The sequence below is a fragment of the Vibrio sp. 1F255 genome, from assembly GCF_041439145.1.
GTDB lineage: Bacteria > Pseudomonadota > Gammaproteobacteria > Enterobacterales > Vibrionaceae > Vibrio > Vibrio crassostreae_C.
In genome coordinates this window covers 40,867-58,187 of the sequence record NZ_JBGONQ010000022.1, presented here as the reverse complement: position 1 = coordinate 58,187, position 17,321 = coordinate 40,867, and the positions used below count along the sequence as shown (strand labels likewise).

Genomic DNA, 17,321 nt, shown 5'->3' with positions numbered 1-17,321 from the left:
TTGACATTAAACAAGTTAAGTCGGATTATCTATTGCAGATGTATACTGGATTCTGTAATTTTACTACCAGTTATCTTTAATCAGAAATTAAGTTGTGGAGCAACTACAATGACTATCAAAGTAGGTATTAACGGTTTTGGCCGTATCGGCCGTTTCGTATTCCGCGCAGCTCAAGAGCGTGCAGACATCGAAGTAGTAGGTATTAACGATCTAATCGACGTAGAGTACATGGCATACATGCTTAAGTACGACTCAACTCACGGCCGTTTCAACGGTACTGTTGAAGTTGAAGGCGGTAACCTAATCGTTAACGGTAAAACTGTACGTGTTACAGCTGAGCGTAACCCAGAAGACCTTAAGTGGGATGCTATCGACGTAGACGTAGTTGCTGAAGCAACTGGTCTTTTCCTAACTGACGAGACTGCACGTAAGCACATCACTGCTGGCGCTAAGAAAGTAGTTCTTACTGGTCCTTCTAAAGATGCAACTCCAATGTTCGTAATGGGCGTTAACCAAGCATCTTACGCTGGTCAAGACATCGTTTCTAACGCTTCTTGTACTACTAACTGTCTTGCACCTATCGCTAAAGTACTTAACGATAAGTGGGGCATTGAGTCTGGTCTTATGACTACAGTTCACGCTACTACAGCAACTCAAAAAACTGTAGATGGCCCTTCTGCTAAAGACTGGCGCGGTGGCCGTGGTGCTTCTCAAAACATCATCCCATCTTCAACTGGTGCTGCTAAAGCTGTAGGCGTTGTTCTTCCAGAACTAAACGGCCTTCTAACTGGTATGGCTTTCCGTGTACCAACTGCTAACGTATCTGTAGTTGACCTAACAGTTAACCTAAAAGAAGCTGCATCTTACGAAGAAATTTGTGCTGCAATGAAAGAAGCTTCTGAAGGCGAAATGGCTGGCGTTCTTGGTTACACTGAAGACCAAGTAGTATCACAAGATTTCATCGGTGAAGTTCAAACTTCAGTATTCGATGCTAAAGCTGGTGTTGCTCTAACTGACAAATTCGTTAAAGTTGTATCTTGGTACGACAACGAAATCGGTTACTCAAACAAAGTTCTAGACCTAATCGCTCACATCTCTAAGTAATTTCTTTTTAGAAATCGCTTTAGATAAGCATTAGCGAAGACTGTTTTGAGCAGACTTTGAAAAAGGCGACCTTAGTGTCGCCTTTTTAATGCCTGCTATCTTTTAAACCGCGTCTGTCTAAGCTCATCAAGATAGCCCAAACGCAAAATTCAATTCTAATACTGACTCTGCTTGTTACTCATGAAAACACAAGCATCACTCTAGTCAGCATTTGAATTCAATTTCCTTAGAAGGATCATGTAATGGATTTATCTACTCTACCTGCACTGGCGGTACTTTCTGACAACGTCACTATCGTTGAACACGAAGGTGTAAAACTGGTTCGCGTTATCCACGATAAAGCAAACGCAGCGATTTCACTGTTTGGCGGCCATGTGGTGTCATTCCAACCGCAAGGTCAAGAAGACCTAATTTGGATGAGCCAACAAGCTAAGTTCGATGGTAAAACGGCTCTGCGTGGTGGTATTCCAGTATGTTGGCCTTGGTTTGGTCGCATTGCAGCACCAGCACATGGTTTTGCCCGTTCAAGTGAATGGCAATTGGTTGAACACCGTGAAAGCGAAGCTGGCGTGATTGTTAGCTTCGGTCTGAAGCCAAGCGAAGAGACGCTAGCAGTATGGCCTCATCAGTTTGATGCTCGCTTGAATGTTGAGATCGGCGAACAACTAAAAGTAACGCTGGACGTGAAGAACACTGATTCTCAGCCATGGACTTTCTCTGGTGCACTACACACTTACCTAAACGTTGGCGATATCCACAACACAACCACCACTGGTATGGGGGCTGAGTACATTGATAGCCTGCAAGGTGGCAAGAACTGCCAAGGTGGATCTGAACTGGTACTGACCGACACGATTGACCGCGTTTACACGCAACCAGAAGCGCAAATCTTTGTTGCTGACAAGAAGCTGGATCGCACGCTAACAGTTGAAAACCACGGTCATAACTCTGCAGTACTGTGGAACCCGTGGGCAGAAGGTGCTGCAAGTATGGGCGACATGCAAGACGATGGTTACCTAACTATGATGTGCGTAGAATCAACACTGCACGCGCCAAGCCTAGAAGCCGGTAAAACACTCCGGCCGGGTGAAAACCACCAACTGATCACTGTGATTAGTGCCCAATAACCGTATAAATACAGTTATAAAAAACGATTTTTGAGCGGCTTTATGTCGCTCTTTTACTTTTTGGTTTTAGCTCGTTACACTTGCGCTGTCTATTCTCCTTTAGAGGTCTCCATGACTTACCAATGCCCTTTGTGTCACCAACCTTTATCTCAAAACGATCGTACGTTTAAGTGTGAAAAGAACCATCAGTTCGACCTAGCGAAAGAAGGCTACGTCAATTTGATGCCTGCGCACCACAAACGCTCAAAAGATCCAGGTGACAACAAAGAGATGATGCAGGCACGTCGTCGCTTCCTTGAAGGTAACCACTATGACCCAATGCGCCAAGCGGTGGTGACGTTGTGTTCTCGCTATCTACCAGAAGAGACGCCTAGCCTATTGGATATTGGTTGTGGCGAAGGTTATTACACCAACGAAATTGCTGTGAATCTTCAAGAAAAGAAAGGGGCTACTTTTGGCCTAGACATTTCTAAGATTGCTATCAAATACGCCGCTAAACGCTACCCTGCTGTCGACTTCTCAGTTGCATCAAGCCATCGCCTACCCTTTGCTGAAAACAGCTTAGACGGAATTCTACGCATTTACGCGCCTTGCAAGGCTGAAGAGTTACAACGCACCATCAAAGATAATGGTGTGGTGATCACCGTGACACCAGCTAGCCGACACCTGTATCAACTGCGTGATGCAATTTATGATGGCGTTCGCTTGCACGACGAAGATCCAGAAGTGATCGAAGGTTTTACGCTTGAGCATCAAGAGCAACTAAACTATATGATGGAACTATCGGGGTCAGATGCATTCGACCTGCTACAGATGACGCCGTTTGCTTGGAAGGCGAGTGAAGAGTTTAAACTACAACTCACCGAGGCAGAGCAATTCAACTGTGAAGCTGACTTTATGCTGCGAGTGTACCGCAAACAAATTTAATTGATATTGATTATCGTTTGCATTGAAATCTTATCTTGCCTCCTTTAGTATGCGTGTTCTTCAAGGAGGCATTTCATGCAACGTATTATTCTTATCGGATTAGCTACTCTTCTCACGGCTTGTGCTAGTCAACCTGCAAAAGACACTTCTCAAAAAGTGGCTCAAACGGAATCCGTTTCCACATTCTATGACTACCAGTTCGCTTCTCCACAAGGCGAAACACTTTCTCTCGATGCATTACCCGAGCAGCTGATTGACGCTGATGTGGTTCTAATTGGCGAATGGCACACGCATTCTGCCATTCACCGCTTCCAAACCGACTTCTTAAAAGCGCGCCGCAACGCAACATCAAACATTGCGCTTTCAATGGAACAGTTCACTCGAGAGCACCAAGCCACACTTGACCAATACTTAAACGGCGAAATTGGCGAACAAATTCTCATGTCTCAAGCGGCAGCTTGGCCAAATTACGAAAGTGATTACCGCGCGTTAGTTGAGTTCGCAAAAGCCAACGACGTCGATGTTATTGCGGCAAATGCACCAAAGCCATTCGTGCAGTGTATTGGCCGTAAAGGATTGCCTTACCTAGACCAATTATCGACCGAGCAACGCCAATGGATTGCTGCCGAAGTGGATACTGGCGATAGCCCTTACAAAGAAAAGTTCATGGCTTCTATGCATCACGGTACGCCAGAGCAAACAGAAAAGCAGTTTGCCGCTCAGGTTACCTGGGACGAAACCATGGCTGAGTCGATTGTGGATTACCTAGCATCAAACCCTGATAAACAAGTGATTCACGTGGCTGGCAAGTTCCACACCGAGGGTGGTTTAGGGACGGCGGCATCAATTCTACGTCGTAACCCTGATTTAAAAATCGCCATCATCAGCCCGGTTGAAGCGATCTCATCGGATAGCGGTGATTATCAGCTTGAAGTGCTTTCGCCGCCGGCTCGCTTTGTAAAGAAAGAGAACCGAATGAAGGCATACAAGCATCTGTCAAAACGTAGCGCTAGCCTAGAGTGTGAGTAGGATCTGTTGATCCACTCTTCTAAGCTAAAGAGTCGATGGGCTAATCCTAGATAATTAGCCCATCGTCACAACTTGATCACGTTCCCGTCATTCATCCTAACTCTATCTAAAATCAAACATTCTTATCGGCACAAGACTTGCTTAGTAAATAGACGATTTAACCAAGCAGACGAAAATGTAATGTGCGAATAAAAAAACATCACTATCGATGATTAATTGCACAAGTTTTTCACACCTCTGCCGATACTATATTTAAGGATAGGTAAGGAGAGCTATATGACGCCAGTAGGAACGAGTAATACTCAGCTGTATTCGCCTTCGCAGATGAACGCTAAGAGTTCAGCTAACGAAGCTGAAAAGCCTACACCGCTTAAGGTTGAGCAAAATACGGTTAAGCTTTCTGATGAAGGCAAAGCACTCTTATCTGCCCTAAAAGAAATTGATAAAGAAGCGAAGAAAGTCGAAGCAGAAAACGCGACAGTTACCGATAAAGTTGAGTCATTCGCTCATGGTGCCTTGGGTATGGATCACCCAGATAAGATTGAAGAAGAAGATGATGGTTCTTATTCAGCGGGGCAATACCTGTCCGCAGCGGCAACCGTAGGCGGTATTCTTCTCGCACTCATTTAGCCTTGCCAACCTATCGCATTCTCTAGAATAAAAGCGATTTATCGTTACGACAATAGACCCGATTAGGTCTAAAAAACGAGTTCATTCCATAATTCCGCTCTCATTTTAATGGAATAATACTCGTGAAAAACACTTTTGAGCTTATCGATAAGCCAACCTTTTTTGGTGCTATAGCACTCCTACTCACGATAGTTTTCCCGCTCATTTTGTTCCCTGCACAGGGCGCAGACTGGATTGCGGTTGCGAAAACATTCATGACTGATCAACTCGGATTCCTGTATCTTGCTCTAGGTCTCGCAGCCTGTGCATTTATGGTGTACGTAGTATTCAGTGATATGGGACAAATTAAACTGGGCGAAGCTGATGAAGAGCCTGAGTTTAAAACTGCATCATGGGCTGCCATGCTATTTTGTGGCGGTATCGGTGCAAGTATCTTGTATTGGGGCTGTATTGAGTGGGCTTACTACTACCAATCACCGCCTTTCCAACTAGAACCTGGCAGTGAAGAAGCAGTACGCTGGGCTGCGACCTACGGCCTATTCCACTGGGGACCAATCGCATGGTCTATCTACCTAATCCCGGCAATTCCTATCGCTTACTTCTTCTACGTACGTAAACAACCTGTTCTAAAGATTTCAAGCGCATTAATGCCTGTTCTTGGTGAACACCGTAGTAAAGGCGTACCAGGAAAGATCGTTGATATCCTATTCATTTTCGGTCTATTAGGCGGCGCTGCAACAACATTAGGTTTAGCCGCTCCTCTGATCACTGAAGGTCTAAATCATCTATTTGGTCTACCTAAAAATAACCTAACGCAAGTGATGGTGCTTTTAGTGTGTACTGCGATTTTTGCTTACTCATCTTATGCTGGATTGGAAAAAGGCATCAAGATCCTAAGTAACATCAACTTCTGGGGTGCGATGGGTCTACTGGCTTTCGTTCTGATCGCGGGTCCAACAATCTTCATGTTAGAAACAGGCTTAGACTCAATTGGTCGTCTACTGTCTAACTTCTTCGTGATGGCAACGTGGGCTGAACCATTTGGTGGTTACGGTACATTCGAAAACACTCACTTCCCACAAGACTGGACGATTTTCTACTGGGCATGGTGGCTAGTATTTGCACCGAGTATGGGTCTGTTTGTTGCGCGTATCTCTCGCGGCAGAACCATCAAACAAATGGTGTCAGGGTCGATCTTCTTTGGTTCTCTAGGTTGTTTCCTGTTCTTCATGATCTTAGGTAACTACGGCCTATCACTGCAGCTTTCTGGTGAGCTAGATGTCGTTGCCATTTTGAATGCGGAAGGCGCAACCAAAGCTATCTTCTCGATGCTTGCACAATTGCCAATGAGCACGCTGGTTATCGCTGTATTTACAATGCTGTGTATCATTTTCACGGCAACAACATTTGACTCTATCTCATACATCCTAGCGTCTGTTGTACAAAATAACGTGACCGAAGAGCCAATGCGCTGGAACCGTATGTTCTGGGCATTTACTCTGTCGTTCTTACCAACGATTCTAATGTTCTTAGGCGGTCTAAGTACGCTACAAACGGCGGCGATTGTTGGTGGCTTACCACTGCTTGCTATCTCTGTGATGCTGATGATTTCAGCGGTTCGTGCGACTAACCTCGACCTACGCCATCAAGATGCGTATATCGAGCCAACGATCAACATCGAAGAACTGCCAGACATGGACCCTTGGTCTGCTGAAGGTATGGCGTTGGCTCAGTTTGAGAAAGAAAGAGATGCAGCACAAGAAGCCGCAGAACTTGAGCGTGTTGCTTACACAGAACTTGCCGCAGTGAAGAAAGAAATTCGCGCTTATGTGTTAGAACAAGGTTCACAAATGGAAACTCACGAGTTACCAGAGAACCTACAACAAGCACTTGAGCAGGCCGAGAGTAATCTTAGTGCCGCACAAGCGAAAAAGATCGAGTTATCTGAGCAAGCTCAGAATGCTCGTATCACGTTCAATCAGGTGGTTGCAGACTTACCGCTTGCTTGACATTAGCCATGACACAGTCCATTGATTTGGACCCTCCTAAATACGACAAAGGCTCACAGAAATGTGAGCCTTTTTTTATTCGGGTGATTGACTAGTCTTCGTTAACTAGCGGTTCGGGTGGTTCAAGATGTGGTCTTCCCAATCGACAACATCGATTTCGTATACCACTTTGTTACGAACGCTTTCACCTGCTGCATGCATCTCTGTTTTTGATCCGGTGATCAACGGGTGCCATTCAGGAATCGGCTTAGATTCTGATAAAAGGCGGTAAGCACAAGTGTCTGGTAGCCAGTGAAACTCATCGATCTTGTCACGAGTCAGCTTCAAACACTCTTCACCTGAAGTGAAGCGGTTCGGGTAATCTTTACACGAACATGTTTTGTCGTTTAACCAGCTACACGCCACATTGGTGTAGTAAACTTCATCGCTATCTTCATCCATTAGTTTATGTAGGCAGCACTTACCACAACCGTCGCAAAGTGATTCCCACTCATTCTCGGTCATCTGTTCTAGTGTCTTTTCTTGCCAAAATGGATTCGTCATAGGATTACTTCTTACTCTTTTACTGGGGTGCGTGTTATACCGCTAGCCCATAAAAAGTTCAAGGATAATAATTGTTCATTCTTTGATTCAATCAACAGCTGTCACTCTCATCATTTTTTGCTACTATCGCGCACCCTGTTATTTAGTGAGTTTAATTTGATGGAATGTCGCCTAGGTTGTGGAGCATGCTGTATCGCTCCAAGTATTACATCTGCTATTCCTGGAATGCCTAATGGTAAGCCTGCTGGGGTACGCTGCATCCAATTAAATGAGCAAGATCTCTGCAAATTATTTGGTCAACCTTCACGCCCGAAGGTATGTCACCAATTCAAAGCTTGCCCTGTCATTTGTGGTAAAACCGACCAAGAAGCCCTTGATAACCTGATCGAGTTAGAAGCCATTACCTAAGATTATCTGACCTTTTCTTCCTCCTATATATCTAAGATTTCACAATTCTTCGAAATCTAAACTATCTTGTTGATACTGGTACAGATTAATAAGGATCGTTATGAATAGGTATATCGCAGAAATGTTCGGTACATTTTGGTTGGTGTTAGGGGGTTGTGGTAGTGCCGTCTTGGCCGCTGCTTTTCCCGATGTAGGTATCGGCTTACTCGGGGTTTCCCTCGCGTTTGGTTTAACCGTACTCACCATGGCTTTTGCTATTGGCCATATATCCGGCTGTCATCTCAACCCTGCTGTTACAATAGGTCTTTGGAGCGGTGGCCGCTTTGATGCCAAAGACGTCGCACCTTACATTATTGCCCAGGTCATTGGCGGTATTATCGCGGGTGGTGTGTTATTCGTGATTGCTTCAGGCCAAGCTGGTTTTGACGCTGCAGCATCTGGCTTTGCTTCAAATGGTTACGGTGAACACTCACCGGGCGGCTATTCACTTACCGCTGCACTGGTCTGTGAAGTGGTCATGACCATGGTATTCCTATTCGTGATCATGGGCGCAACTGATTCAAAAGCGCCTGCTGGGTTTGCACCCATTGCGATTGGTCTCTGTTTGACCTTGATTCACCTTATCAGTATTCCTGTAACCAACACCTCTGTGAACCCTGCTCGAAGTACCGGCGTGGCTGTATTTGTCGGTGATTGGGCCGTTTCGCAATTGTGGCTATTCTGGATTGCACCGATTATTGGTGCCGTGATTGGCGCGATGATATACAAAGCGGTAAGAGGTTCAGATTAAGCGCTGAAAAACGTCTAAAGCAATAAAAGAAAAAGCCGCTTAGTGATGCTTCACCAAGCGGCTTTTTTAGATCTTATGACGACCGAGTAAGGAGTGCGAAAGCGTGGTGCCATCCACCAGCTCTAGCTCACCACCAACGGGAACACCATGAGCGATACGGCTAGCGTTCACTTCATGGGCATTACATAGCTCAGCAATGTAGTGCGCTGTCGCTTCCCCTTCAACTGTTGGGTTAGTCGCTAGGATTACTTCAGAGATATCACCACGACGCAGGCGGTAGTCCAAAACATCGAGACCGATGTCACTTGGACCAATACCATCAAGTGGTGAAAGGTGGCCCATCAATACAAAGTAACGGCCTGAATATTGGCCAGTCGCTTCTATTGCTGCAATGTCTGCAGGGCTTTCTACTACACAGATTTGACCATTTTCCTGACGTTTAGGATTGGTACAAATGTGGCAAGTATCTTCTTCAGTAAAAGTACGGCACTCATTACAGTGACCAATTTCGGTCATTGCTTGGCTAAGAGCTTCAGCCAATTGTAGGCCGCCTTTTCTATCGCGCTGTAACAAATGAAAGGCCATACGCTGCGCCGACTTGGGGCCAACCCCAGGTAGACAACGTAAGGCCTCCATCAAATGCTCCAGCATATGACTGGTACGCATATTTAACCGTTCTAATGTTCAAGTAATAGCCTGTTCAACACAAACCACCACCTGAATTAACCTTTAAGAATAAGTTACTTAGAAAGGCATCTTCATACCTGGTGGAAGTTGCATTCCGCCAGTTACGCTAGCCATTTTCTCTTTTTGAGTTTCTTCAACGCGACGAGCCGCATCGTTGAAAGCAGCAGCGATAAGATCTTCAAGCATCTCTTTATCGTCTTCCATTAGGCTTTCATCGATATCAACACGGCGAACGCTGTGGCTACCAGTGATCGTTACTTTTACAAGGCCAGCACCTGACTCACCTGTAACTTCCATATTTGCGATTTCTTCTTGAAGCTTTTGCATGCGCTCTTGCATTTGCTGGGCTTGCTTCATCATGTTGCCCATACCGCCTTTACCAAACATGTTAATACTCTCTGGTCTAATTGGTTTATTAAAATTAATTAAGCTATATGAGCTTAAATGGGGGTTAAAACAGTGTGATTCAACCCCTCGATGTTCAGTTCTCAGATTTGCTTATCTGGGATGATATGCCGGTCACTAAACAAGAAAACGTTCTAGATAGGACGAACGCTGTCTCTGTCGAGTTCAGCGGCAAAACGTCTTTCAATGAACTGTACGTTGGCATCGTTTTCTAAAGCGGTAAACGCGTCTTTCAACTTACCTTGATACAGTCGTTCTCGTAATTCTAGCGGCGTTTCTCCACCATCACCGATTTCAACACTCAAATGACACTCTTCTCCAAGCACAGTATTGAGAGACTGCAATAGCTCACTCTGCGCACGGTCGGTATTCAAATGAGCTTGGCTCGCTCTTAACGTTAAAGTGATTGATGTGTCGTTTTTAGCAAACACTGAGTTCAATGCTAACTGTTCAACAAGCTTGGCTGTGTCTAGCTTTTGAATCGTGGCTGACCATTCATCTTGAGCAATCGACTCTTGAAGCAATTTATCGACCATTTCTGGTGTCTTAATATGCTCCAACGCACGTTTGATCTGAGTAGGTGTAAGCTCTTTGCTCACCTCTTTCACTACAGGTTTAGACGGTTTCCAGCGATAAGGTTCATTATCGTTGGTCACATTTTCTGTCGAAGAGGCTGATAAAGAAGCTGGCGACACCCGCTCAGAACCACCGTGTTGCTGAGCAACTCGATCAAGAACTGAAGTTTTAGCTGGTGTCGCTTTAGCCTTTTTTGGCGCCGAGCCTTTGTTTTCTGTTGCCGAACTGCCTCTACGTTGAGAACGTAATTGGTGGCGTAAACCACTCACAGGCGAAGTTGCACGCGCTGGCTGCTCTTGCGGAGCAGAAGGTGCAGCGCTTGGCTGTTGAACCGGACTCTGGTTTTGATAATTCGTTTGTTGCTGCTGAGGCTGATCTGCACCGTAGCTTGGACGCTCATCATAAGCAGGAGGCGCGTCATACTGGCTATGCGGGTAATCCTGTTCTGGATAACCTTGGTTACCTGAATGATCAGCGTAACCTTGCGAATCTGAATACTGTGCTGGATTCTGCTGCGGAGCCTGTTGCACCGGTTGCTGCTGCATAGCTGGCTGTTGAGGCGCCTGTTGTTGCATCTGAGGCTGTCTCGGAGCTGCCATTGGCGCAGGTTGACTCACTGACTGAGCAACGTTCTGAGCTTGAGCTGCTGGAACTGGCGCTGGGCTTGCCGACTGAGTCGAGATTGCCGTAGCAACCGCTTGTTCAGCTGGTCTAAATGCCAACATGCGTAAAACCACCATCTCAATACCAACGCGAGCGGTTGGCGACAATGGTAAGTCTTCACGACCTTTCAACACGATCTGGTAGTAGAGTTGAATGTCTTGTGGGCTAAGCGCTTTGCTCAGTAGTTCAAGCTTCTCAGCGTCAGGCTGTGCCTTATCTAATGTAGATGGCAAAGCTTGGAACATCGCAAGACGATGCAGTTGGGCCGCAAGCTGATTCAGCAAACCATCCCAATCAACACCGTTCTCAGCAAGGCTTTGGATACACGCCATCGCTTGCTGTGGCTGCTTACTGCTAATCGCTTCAAGCAAGTGGATAGCTTGGTCGGTATCCAGTGTTCCGAGCATGTGAGCAACAGTATCTGTTACGACATTGCCATTACCCAATGCGATAGCTTGGTCTGTAAGGCTTAGCGCATCACGCATACTGCCATCAGCAGCATGAGCAATCATTCCAAGCGCACGAGATTCAGACGTCACATCTTCTTGTTCAAGAATATGATCGAGCTGCTCGTGAATATTATCAACGCTGATCGGCTTAAGATGGAACTGCAAACAACGCGACAAGATCGTTACTGGAAGCTTCTGTGGATCCGTTGTTGCGAGCAAGAATTTCACATACTCAGGCGGCTCTTCTAAGGTCTTTAGAAGCGCATTAAAGCTGTGCCTAGAAAGCATGTGGACTTCATCGATTAGGTAAACCTTGAAGCGACCACGTGCAGGCTTGTACTGAACATTGTCCAGAAGCTCGCGGGTATCTTCTACCTTAGTTCGTGATGCCGCATCGATCTCGAGCAGGTCAACAAAGCGACCTTCATCGATTTCTTTACAGGTTGCACATTCACCACAAGGTGTTGAGGTAATGCCTGTTTCACAGTTGAGTCCCTTAGCAAACAAACGACCGATGGTTGTTTTACCAACACCTCGTGTACCGCTGAACAGGTATGCGTGGTGCAACCTATTCTGGCTAAGGGCATTCTCTAATGCTGTTAAAACATGGGCTTGACCAACCACTTCTTTGAATTTGGTTGGTCGCCATTTTCGCGCTAACGCAAGATAGCTCATGAATAATTCCGAAAAGGATTAATGACCGTCGAATTCGCAGATGCTAAACACTTCTAGACCTAAGCCTTGTAAGCGCTTGTCACCACCGATTTCTGGAAGGTTAATAACAAATGCAGCGTGTTCTACCACACCACCAAGCTGACGAATCAACTTTGTTGTTGCTTCAATCGTACCGCCCGTTGCTAGCAAATCATCAACCATCAACACTTTATCGCCTTCAACGATAGCATCAGTATGGATTTCTAGAGTGTCGGTGCCGTACTCAAGCTCATAAGATTGTGCCACAGTTTGACGAGGCAGCTTGCCCGGCTTACGAACAGGAATGAAGCCAACACCTAGCTCAAGTGCCAAAGGCGCACCAAATAGGAAACCACGAGCTTCAGTACCAACGATCTTAGTAAAGCCCATGTCCTTGTATGTTTCCGCTAGCAGGTCGATAGTCGCTTTGTAAGCTACTGGATCTTCCATCAAGCTTGTTACGTCACGGAACAAAATACCCGCTTTAGGGTAATCAGGAATGCTTTTGATGCTTGCTTTGATCAGAGAGATTTTTTCTGTGTTCATAATCTTATGCACTTCATTAGGCCGCTTTCCAAACTCTCGTTAACGAATCAAACATCAACGCTCGGAATTAAGGAAAGGTACGATTGGTATTCATTGCAACGAGAGTCATAACTCTGATTGCTGAAATAATAAACGCCCGCTATACAAGCAGGCACACTGGCTTAATGGTAGTGATTTTCTTTGCTGTCAGCAACCAACTCATGGGTTGGAAGTCGCATAAACCATGTGAGAAGAATAACAAGTACACAAATTAGGAAAGCCTTGACCCAAATGATAGGGGCAAAGTAGATGGATAACGCAAAACTCAACAAGATAAAGAATACGCCACGCGTTTTAACTTGTTTGGTGACGGCACCGTGTTGATACCAATTGTTCAGCAAAGGACCCAGCGTTTTGTGCTCATGCATCCATTTATGAACTTTCGGATTGCTTCGCATGAAGCATGCGCTGGCAAGAAGGAGAAAAGGAGTGGTTGGCAGAACGGGCAAAGCTATCCCTAGAACTGCGAGAAATATACAAAGGCCACCAGCAATATTGAGGCTTAAAACTCGAACGCTAATTGTGGCCTCCTTGAGTTAGCTATCACCAATCGGCGACGACAGCTTAACTAGAATGTTGCGTAACCATTGAATACACGGATCAACGTAAGTGTTGCTGGTAGCAATGGAATCATTAAAAATGCGGCTAAAAATCCTAAAAAGTAGAATACATTAAACGGGTCTTGAAAGTCTTTGTTATCTGCCATGATTGCTTCTTGTTTTTGTTAGTGAAGGTAAGTATCCGGCGAACCAAACCCGCTTTGCTAAATCGACATTTAACAAAAAAGGCATAGCCACACCATTTGCGCAACTATACCTTAATCAATTATTCACAAAAACCGAGGAAATATAGGGTTAATCAGTAGACCCTTGGTGTATGTCTAAACTAAAACTTGCCGCTCCAAGTAGGCTCAACGACAGTTGGCAGCCCTGTTCGATCGGAAGGTCCCGCGTAATGAAGTTCTTCTTGCAGTTCTCACCCAAGCGCTCACCTGCTGCAATATATTGATTCAATTCACCATTCGACCATTGCCCGTCTAGACCCGCAGGCAAAATGGAGATGGTTCCCTCGGCAAGGTCAGCAACACCAAACAAGGCATTCACTGGGGTGGAGCATTTAGAGCAACGAATCCCCTTCTCTAAGATTTCAGCAATATCTTTGAGATCAACATTAAAATCTTTTCTGTTTCTTATGTAATCGTGGAACAGCGCTCTCACTAACAATGTTGTCGCGGAGCCGCCATTATCAGACGACGATGAATCGACGAGGTAAAAAGCAAACTGCCCGTTCATCATCCACGCATAGTCAAACACAAGTGGCATCATCTCTGTTGATTGCAGTAACCGGTAACTGCAACGCCATGAGCCTTGTCGCGTATCTTTCTCTGGAAGCAGCGCATGCAGTAAGTCTTTTGCTGCGCTTGGGTTATCTTGAAGGTAATTCAGGTGCCAATGCAGTTCTTGGTCTTCAGGGATCTCTCCCCCATCATCCACACAGAACCATTGGCTCGAAAAATCTCGTTGGTCTGAAATGTTATCGAACGAATCTGTCAATGTATTCGCAATCGCACTTCCTAGGTGACGGTGATCCTCTAACGGCTTCGCCAAGAAGTCTTTAATACCAAATCGCAAGGCTTTCGCCACGTCAGACATATCATCAGTGCCAGACACAACGATCATAGGCAGTGACGGGTACTCTAAACTGAGCTCTTCCACAAGCTCTATGCCATCAAGTATTGGCATTGATAAGTCACACACAATTAAATCTGGCGTTGAGTCTCTAAGTTTCTGCAAAGCGTCCAGTCCATTTTCAGCCTCAACCACTTTATAACCGACCTTGTCTAGGTACGCGCTGGTTATACGGCGAAAAATAGGATCATCATCAACCAACATCACGCATTTTTGGTTAATTACTTCCTGAGCCGAGGTCATTACTGGCTGACTGTGAGTTTTGTACATAATCTATAACCTCACAAAACTAAGTCGAATTATTATTGTTATCTGTTCTAAGAACTAATGTAAAACTTAGTAATAAAATGCTAAATACACAAATTTGCACTCTTTACTGGTAATTCGTGACGAGGGTTGGAATACTTGTAAATAGTGCAACGAGTTGACGTAACGCAAACATTGATCTCACTGTTACGTATAAATTAGATGAGATTGTAAACAAATGTGTCTGGATTTATGAAATTAGATGATTTAAACCTCTTTCGACTCGTCGTTGAAAATGGGAGCTACACCGCAACATCGCGCAAGACTATGATTCCGGTTGCGACCATCACACGACGCATCCAAGCCTTAGAAGATTCTTTGAACCTTAGGCTTCTCAATAGACACGCGCGTAAACTTTCTTTAACAGAGGCAGGCGAACGTTTCTTCAATGAATGCTCTCCGCTGTTGCAACGTCTCTCTTCTACTGCAGAAGAGTTAACTGACGTGTGCAAAGGCGCTTCCGGTAAGATTCGTATTACGGCACCCTCAAACCTGACCAAGCGCATGATGATGCCAATGTTCAGTGAATTCATGATTCAATACCCTGATATCAATATTGAGCTGATGATGAACAACCAAGCGGATCAGCTGGATCCAACGGAGTGGGACGTAATTTTCCGAGTCGGCCCTCAGCGTGATTCAAGCCTAATCGCTCGAAAAATCAGTGAAGTCAAAGATATTCTTATCGCGAGCCCTGAGTACTTAACGAAGAACCCAGCTCCAAGCCATGCTGAAGAGCTAGCGAACCATTCGCTACTCAAAGGCTACCCGCTGATTAAGTGGCAGCTGAGTAATTCGAATGAAGAGACGGTGGTGAATAGCGAGAAAGGCCGTTTCAACGCCAATGCGCTTAATGTCGTAAGACAAGCGTGCTCAGAAGGCCTAGGTATCACCCTGATGCCTGACGTGATGATTCGTGAATACATTGAAGATGGCAGCTTAGTGCAAGTCTTAGAAGACTGGAGCGCTAACCCTCGTGATATTTACATGCTTTATAACCACAAAGACCATCTACCAGAGAAAGTGAGATTGTTTATTGATTTTGTGATCGCATACCACATTCATTAAGGTCAATCCCCTTCTCTATAAACAAAAAACCAGAGCCGATGCTCTGGTTTTTTATTTTCTGTATCGCTAGCGAAACTCTGTATGACTAACGAAACGCTAGTTAAGCGCCTTCGTTATGTAACTCTAAGTTAGCAAGATCTTGTTGAATCTCACGCTGAACCTTTGAGTCGTCATTACGCAAAGAGTCTAGGAAATCTAGGTACACTTGGTCGATATCGCCCGTTACATACTCGCCGTTAAATACAGAAGTATCAAAACGAGAGATGTCTTGATTGCCCATGCCCACTGCAGAAATCAGATCTGGTAGCGTTTGGAAAATCAAGGCGTCTGCGCCAATCTGCTTACAAATCGTTTCGTTATCACGACCATGAGCAATCAACTCTGTCGCGCTCGGCATATCAATGCCGTAAACGTTAGGGAAGCGAACCTCTGGAGCCGCTGAAACCATGAAGACCTTATTTGCGCCAGAATCACGAGCCATCTCAATGATCTGCTCTGATGTTGTGCCGCGAACGATAGAATCGTCAACCAGAAGAACGTTCTTACCTTTAAACTCAGAGCGAATTGCGTTGAGCTTACGGCGAACCGACTTCTTACGTTGTTGCTGACCTGGCATGATGAATGTGCGGCCAACATAGCGGTTTTTCACGAAACCTTGACGGTATGGCTTATTGATCGCTTGAGCGATTCGTAGCGCAATATCGTTTGATGTTTCAGGGATTGGAATAACTACATCAATGTCTAAGTCTGCGTACTCTTCTTTAATACGCATACCAAGCATCTCACCCATCTCAACGCGTGCGCTGTAAACCGAGATTTTGTCGATGAATGAATCTGGGCGTGCAAAGTATACAAACTCAAAGATACATGGGTTTAGTTGTGGGTTGTCTGCACATTGCTTAGTGAAAAGCTCACCGTCAAACGTTGCGTAGATAGCTTCACCTGGTGCTACGTCGCGCATGAAGTCGAAACCAACAGCATCGAGTGCTACCGATTCAGACGCAACCATGTACTCTGTTTTACCTTGAACTTCACGCTTACCAAGACACAATGGACGAATACCATGTGGGTCACGGAATGCGATCATACCGTGGCCGATGATCATCGCCGTTACGGCGTAAGCACCACGAATTGTACGATGCACATTTGCCACAGCGCGGAAAACGTCATCTGAAGTTACGTTACCTTTAACAGTATCGATCTCATGAGCTAATACGTTCAGTAGAACTTCAGAGTCAGAGGTTGTGTTTACATGACGACGGTCTTTTTCGAACAACTTCTCACGAACTTCGTTTGCGTTCGTCAGGTTACCGTTGTGCGCCAACGTAATGCCAAAAGGAGAGTTTACGTAGAAAGGCTGAGCTTCAGACGCACTTGAACTACCCGCAGTAGGATAACGAACATGGCCAATACCAACTTCACCTTGTAGGCGCTGCATGTGTTTTGCTTCAAAAACATCTTTTACTAAACCGTTCGCCTTACGCAGACGGAAACGATTGCTTTCTATGGTACAAATACCAGCGGCATCTTGGCCACGATGCTGCAATACCGTTAAAGCGTCATAAATAGACTGGTTTACAGGTGTTGAACCCACGATTCCAACAATACCACACATGTCCTAATCCTCGATTTTT

Annotated in this window: 18 protein-coding genes; 9 read left to right on the top strand and 9 right to left on the bottom strand. The window is 45.4% G+C overall.

The features are described 5' to 3' along the window. Positions 1-108: 108 nt before the first annotated feature. The 6 genes from gap to ACED41_RS13335 all read left to right on the top strand — a co-directional run bounded on the left by gap (position 109) and on the right by ACED41_RS13335 (position 6,826). On the top strand, positions 109-1,104 hold the full coding sequence (gene gap, locus ACED41_RS13360) for a type I glyceraldehyde-3-phosphate dehydrogenase (RefSeq protein ID WP_017059382.1): 996 nt from the start codon (positions 109-111) through the stop codon (positions 1,102-1,104). A gap of 242 nt (positions 1,105-1,346) precedes the next feature. After that, the gene (locus tag ACED41_RS13355; RefSeq protein WP_371725112.1) at positions 1,347-2,231 is read left to right on the top strand and encodes a D-hexose-6-phosphate mutarotase; all 885 of its coding nucleotides are present in this window, start codon (positions 1,347-1,349) and stop codon (positions 2,229-2,231) included. Positions 2,232-2,342: 111 nt separating this feature from the next. Beyond that, on the top strand, positions 2,343-3,158 hold the full coding sequence (gene rlmA / locus ACED41_RS13350) for a 23S rRNA (guanine(745)-N(1))-methyltransferase (protein ID WP_017059384.1): 816 nt from the start codon (positions 2,343-2,345) through the stop codon (positions 3,156-3,158). A gap of 75 nt (positions 3,159-3,233) precedes the next feature. After that, entirely contained in the window at positions 3,234-4,187 is a 954-nt protein-coding gene (locus ACED41_RS13345) for a ChaN family lipoprotein (RefSeq protein WP_017059385.1), read from the top strand. Between the two features lie 276 nt (positions 4,188-4,463). Next, a complete protein-coding gene (locus ACED41_RS13340) occupies positions 4,464-4,817 on the top strand; it encodes a hypothetical protein (protein ID WP_017070749.1) in 354 nt (117 codons plus the stop codon). A gap of 122 nt (positions 4,818-4,939) precedes the next feature. After that, positions 4,940-6,826: a BCCT family transporter gene (locus ACED41_RS13335; protein WP_017063436.1), complete on the top strand. Its 1,887-nt coding sequence runs from the start codon at positions 4,940-4,942 to the stop codon at positions 6,824-6,826. Positions 6,827-6,931: 105 nt separating this feature from the next. On the opposite strand, the gene ACED41_RS13330 is transcribed toward ACED41_RS13335, so the two are convergent. Beyond that, complete coding sequence (locus tag ACED41_RS13330) at positions 6,932-7,369, bottom strand: YcgN family cysteine cluster protein (protein ID WP_017059388.1); 438 nt, start codon at positions 7,367-7,369, stop codon at positions 6,932-6,934. 159 nt (positions 7,370-7,528) lie between these two features. Here ACED41_RS13330 and ACED41_RS13325 point away from each other — a divergent pair, with 159 nt between their 5' ends. Further along, complete coding sequence (locus tag ACED41_RS13325; RefSeq protein ID WP_017059389.1) at positions 7,529-7,777, top strand: YkgJ family cysteine cluster protein; 249 nt, start codon at positions 7,529-7,531, stop codon at positions 7,775-7,777. A 100-nt stretch (positions 7,778-7,877) separates the two neighbouring features. Next, entirely contained in the window at positions 7,878-8,567 is a 690-nt protein-coding gene (gene aqpZ / locus ACED41_RS13320) for an aquaporin Z (protein WP_017099207.1), read from the top strand. A 66-nt stretch (positions 8,568-8,633) separates the two neighbouring features. Here aqpZ and recR read toward each other — a convergent pair whose 3' ends face one another. The 7 genes from recR to ACED41_RS13285 all read right to left on the bottom strand — a co-directional run bounded on the left by recR (position 8,634) and on the right by ACED41_RS13285 (position 14,583). After that, positions 8,634-9,233 (bottom strand): recombination mediator RecR, encoded by a 600-nt coding sequence (recR, locus tag ACED41_RS13315; RefSeq protein WP_019823189.1) that lies wholly within the window; start codon positions 9,231-9,233, stop codon positions 8,634-8,636. Between the two features lie 78 nt (positions 9,234-9,311). After that, on the bottom strand, positions 9,312-9,641 hold the full coding sequence (locus ACED41_RS13310) for a YbaB/EbfC family nucleoid-associated protein (protein WP_017062338.1): 330 nt from the start codon (positions 9,639-9,641) through the stop codon (positions 9,312-9,314). 152 nt (positions 9,642-9,793) lie between these two features. Continuing rightward, the gene (dnaX, locus tag ACED41_RS13305; protein WP_371725111.1) at positions 9,794-12,022 is read right to left on the bottom strand and encodes a DNA polymerase III subunit gamma/tau; all 2,229 of its coding nucleotides are present in this window, start codon (positions 12,020-12,022) and stop codon (positions 9,794-9,796) included. 18 nt (positions 12,023-12,040) lie between these two features. Continuing rightward, positions 12,041-12,586, bottom strand: coding sequence for an adenine phosphoribosyltransferase (gene apt, locus ACED41_RS13300; RefSeq protein ID WP_017062340.1), 546 nt, complete (start codon positions 12,584-12,586; stop codon positions 12,041-12,043). Between the two features lie 161 nt (positions 12,587-12,747). Beyond that, positions 12,748-13,119 (bottom strand): YbaN family protein, encoded by a 372-nt coding sequence (locus ACED41_RS13295; protein ID WP_029223120.1) that lies wholly within the window; start codon positions 13,117-13,119, stop codon positions 12,748-12,750. Positions 13,120-13,193: 74 nt separating this feature from the next. After that, positions 13,194-13,331 carry a hypothetical protein gene (locus ACED41_RS13290; protein WP_017067606.1) on the bottom strand — a complete coding sequence of 46 codons (138 nt, stop codon included), beginning with the start codon at positions 13,329-13,331 and terminating at the stop codon, positions 13,194-13,196. A 148-nt stretch (positions 13,332-13,479) separates the two neighbouring features. Beyond that, positions 13,480-14,583, bottom strand: a complete 1,104-nt coding sequence (locus ACED41_RS13285; RefSeq protein ID WP_102428821.1) for a response regulator — start codon at positions 14,581-14,583, stop codon at positions 13,480-13,482. A 228-nt stretch (positions 14,584-14,811) separates the two neighbouring features. Here ACED41_RS13285 and ACED41_RS13280 point away from each other — a divergent pair, with 228 nt between their 5' ends. Continuing rightward, complete coding sequence (locus ACED41_RS13280) at positions 14,812-15,687, top strand: LysR family transcriptional regulator (protein WP_371725110.1); 876 nt, start codon at positions 14,812-14,814, stop codon at positions 15,685-15,687. Between the two features lie 100 nt (positions 15,688-15,787). Here the strand turns inward: ACED41_RS13280 and purF are convergent, their stop codons facing one another. Further along, on the bottom strand, positions 15,788-17,302 hold the full coding sequence (gene purF, locus ACED41_RS13275; protein ID WP_017062345.1) for an amidophosphoribosyltransferase: 1,515 nt from the start codon (positions 17,300-17,302) through the stop codon (positions 15,788-15,790). Positions 17,303-17,321 lie beyond the last annotated feature (19 nt).

Bases quoted from the DNA above. Each gene is read 5' to 3' on its own strand.
- aqpZ (WP_017099207.1), top strand. From the start codon at position 7,878: ATGAATAGGTATATCGCAGAAATGTTCGGTACATTTTGGTTGGTGTTA.
- rlmA (WP_017059384.1), top strand. From the start codon at position 2,343: ATGACTTACCAATGCCCTTTGTGTCACCAACCTTTATCTCAAAACGAT.
- dnaX (WP_371725111.1), bottom strand. From the start codon at position 12,022: ATGAGCTATCTTGCGTTAGCGCGAAAATGGCGACCAACCAAATTCAAA.
- ACED41_RS13290 (WP_017067606.1), bottom strand. From the start codon at position 13,331: ATGGCAGATAACAAAGACTTTCAAGACCCGTTTAATGTATTCTACTTT.
- gap (WP_017059382.1), top strand. From the start codon at position 109: ATGACTATCAAAGTAGGTATTAACGGTTTTGGCCGTATCGGCCGTTTC.
- ACED41_RS13345 (WP_017059385.1), top strand. From the start codon at position 3,234: ATGCAACGTATTATTCTTATCGGATTAGCTACTCTTCTCACGGCTTGT.
- ACED41_RS13355 (WP_371725112.1), top strand. From the start codon at position 1,347: ATGGATTTATCTACTCTACCTGCACTGGCGGTACTTTCTGACAACGTC.
- ACED41_RS13340 (WP_017070749.1), top strand. From the start codon at position 4,464: ATGACGCCAGTAGGAACGAGTAATACTCAGCTGTATTCGCCTTCGCAG.
- ACED41_RS13325 (WP_017059389.1), top strand. From the start codon at position 7,529: ATGGAATGTCGCCTAGGTTGTGGAGCATGCTGTATCGCTCCAAGTATT.
- purF (WP_017062345.1), bottom strand. From the start codon at position 17,302: ATGTGTGGTATTGTTGGAATCGTGGGTTCAACACCTGTAAACCAGTCT.
- ACED41_RS13310 (WP_017062338.1), bottom strand. From the start codon at position 9,641: ATGTTTGGTAAAGGCGGTATGGGCAACATGATGAAGCAAGCCCAGCAA.
- ACED41_RS13330 (WP_017059388.1), bottom strand. From the start codon at position 7,369: ATGACGAATCCATTTTGGCAAGAAAAGACACTAGAACAGATGACCGAG.
- ACED41_RS13280 (WP_371725110.1), top strand. From the start codon at position 14,812: ATGAAATTAGATGATTTAAACCTCTTTCGACTCGTCGTTGAAAATGGG.
- recR (WP_019823189.1), bottom strand. From the start codon at position 9,233: ATGCGTACCAGTCATATGCTGGAGCATTTGATGGAGGCCTTACGTTGT.
- ACED41_RS13285 (WP_102428821.1), bottom strand. From the start codon at position 14,583: ATGTACAAAACTCACAGTCAGCCAGTAATGACCTCGGCTCAGGAAGTA.
- apt (WP_017062340.1), bottom strand. From the start codon at position 12,586: ATGAACACAGAAAAAATCTCTCTGATCAAAGCAAGCATCAAAAGCATT.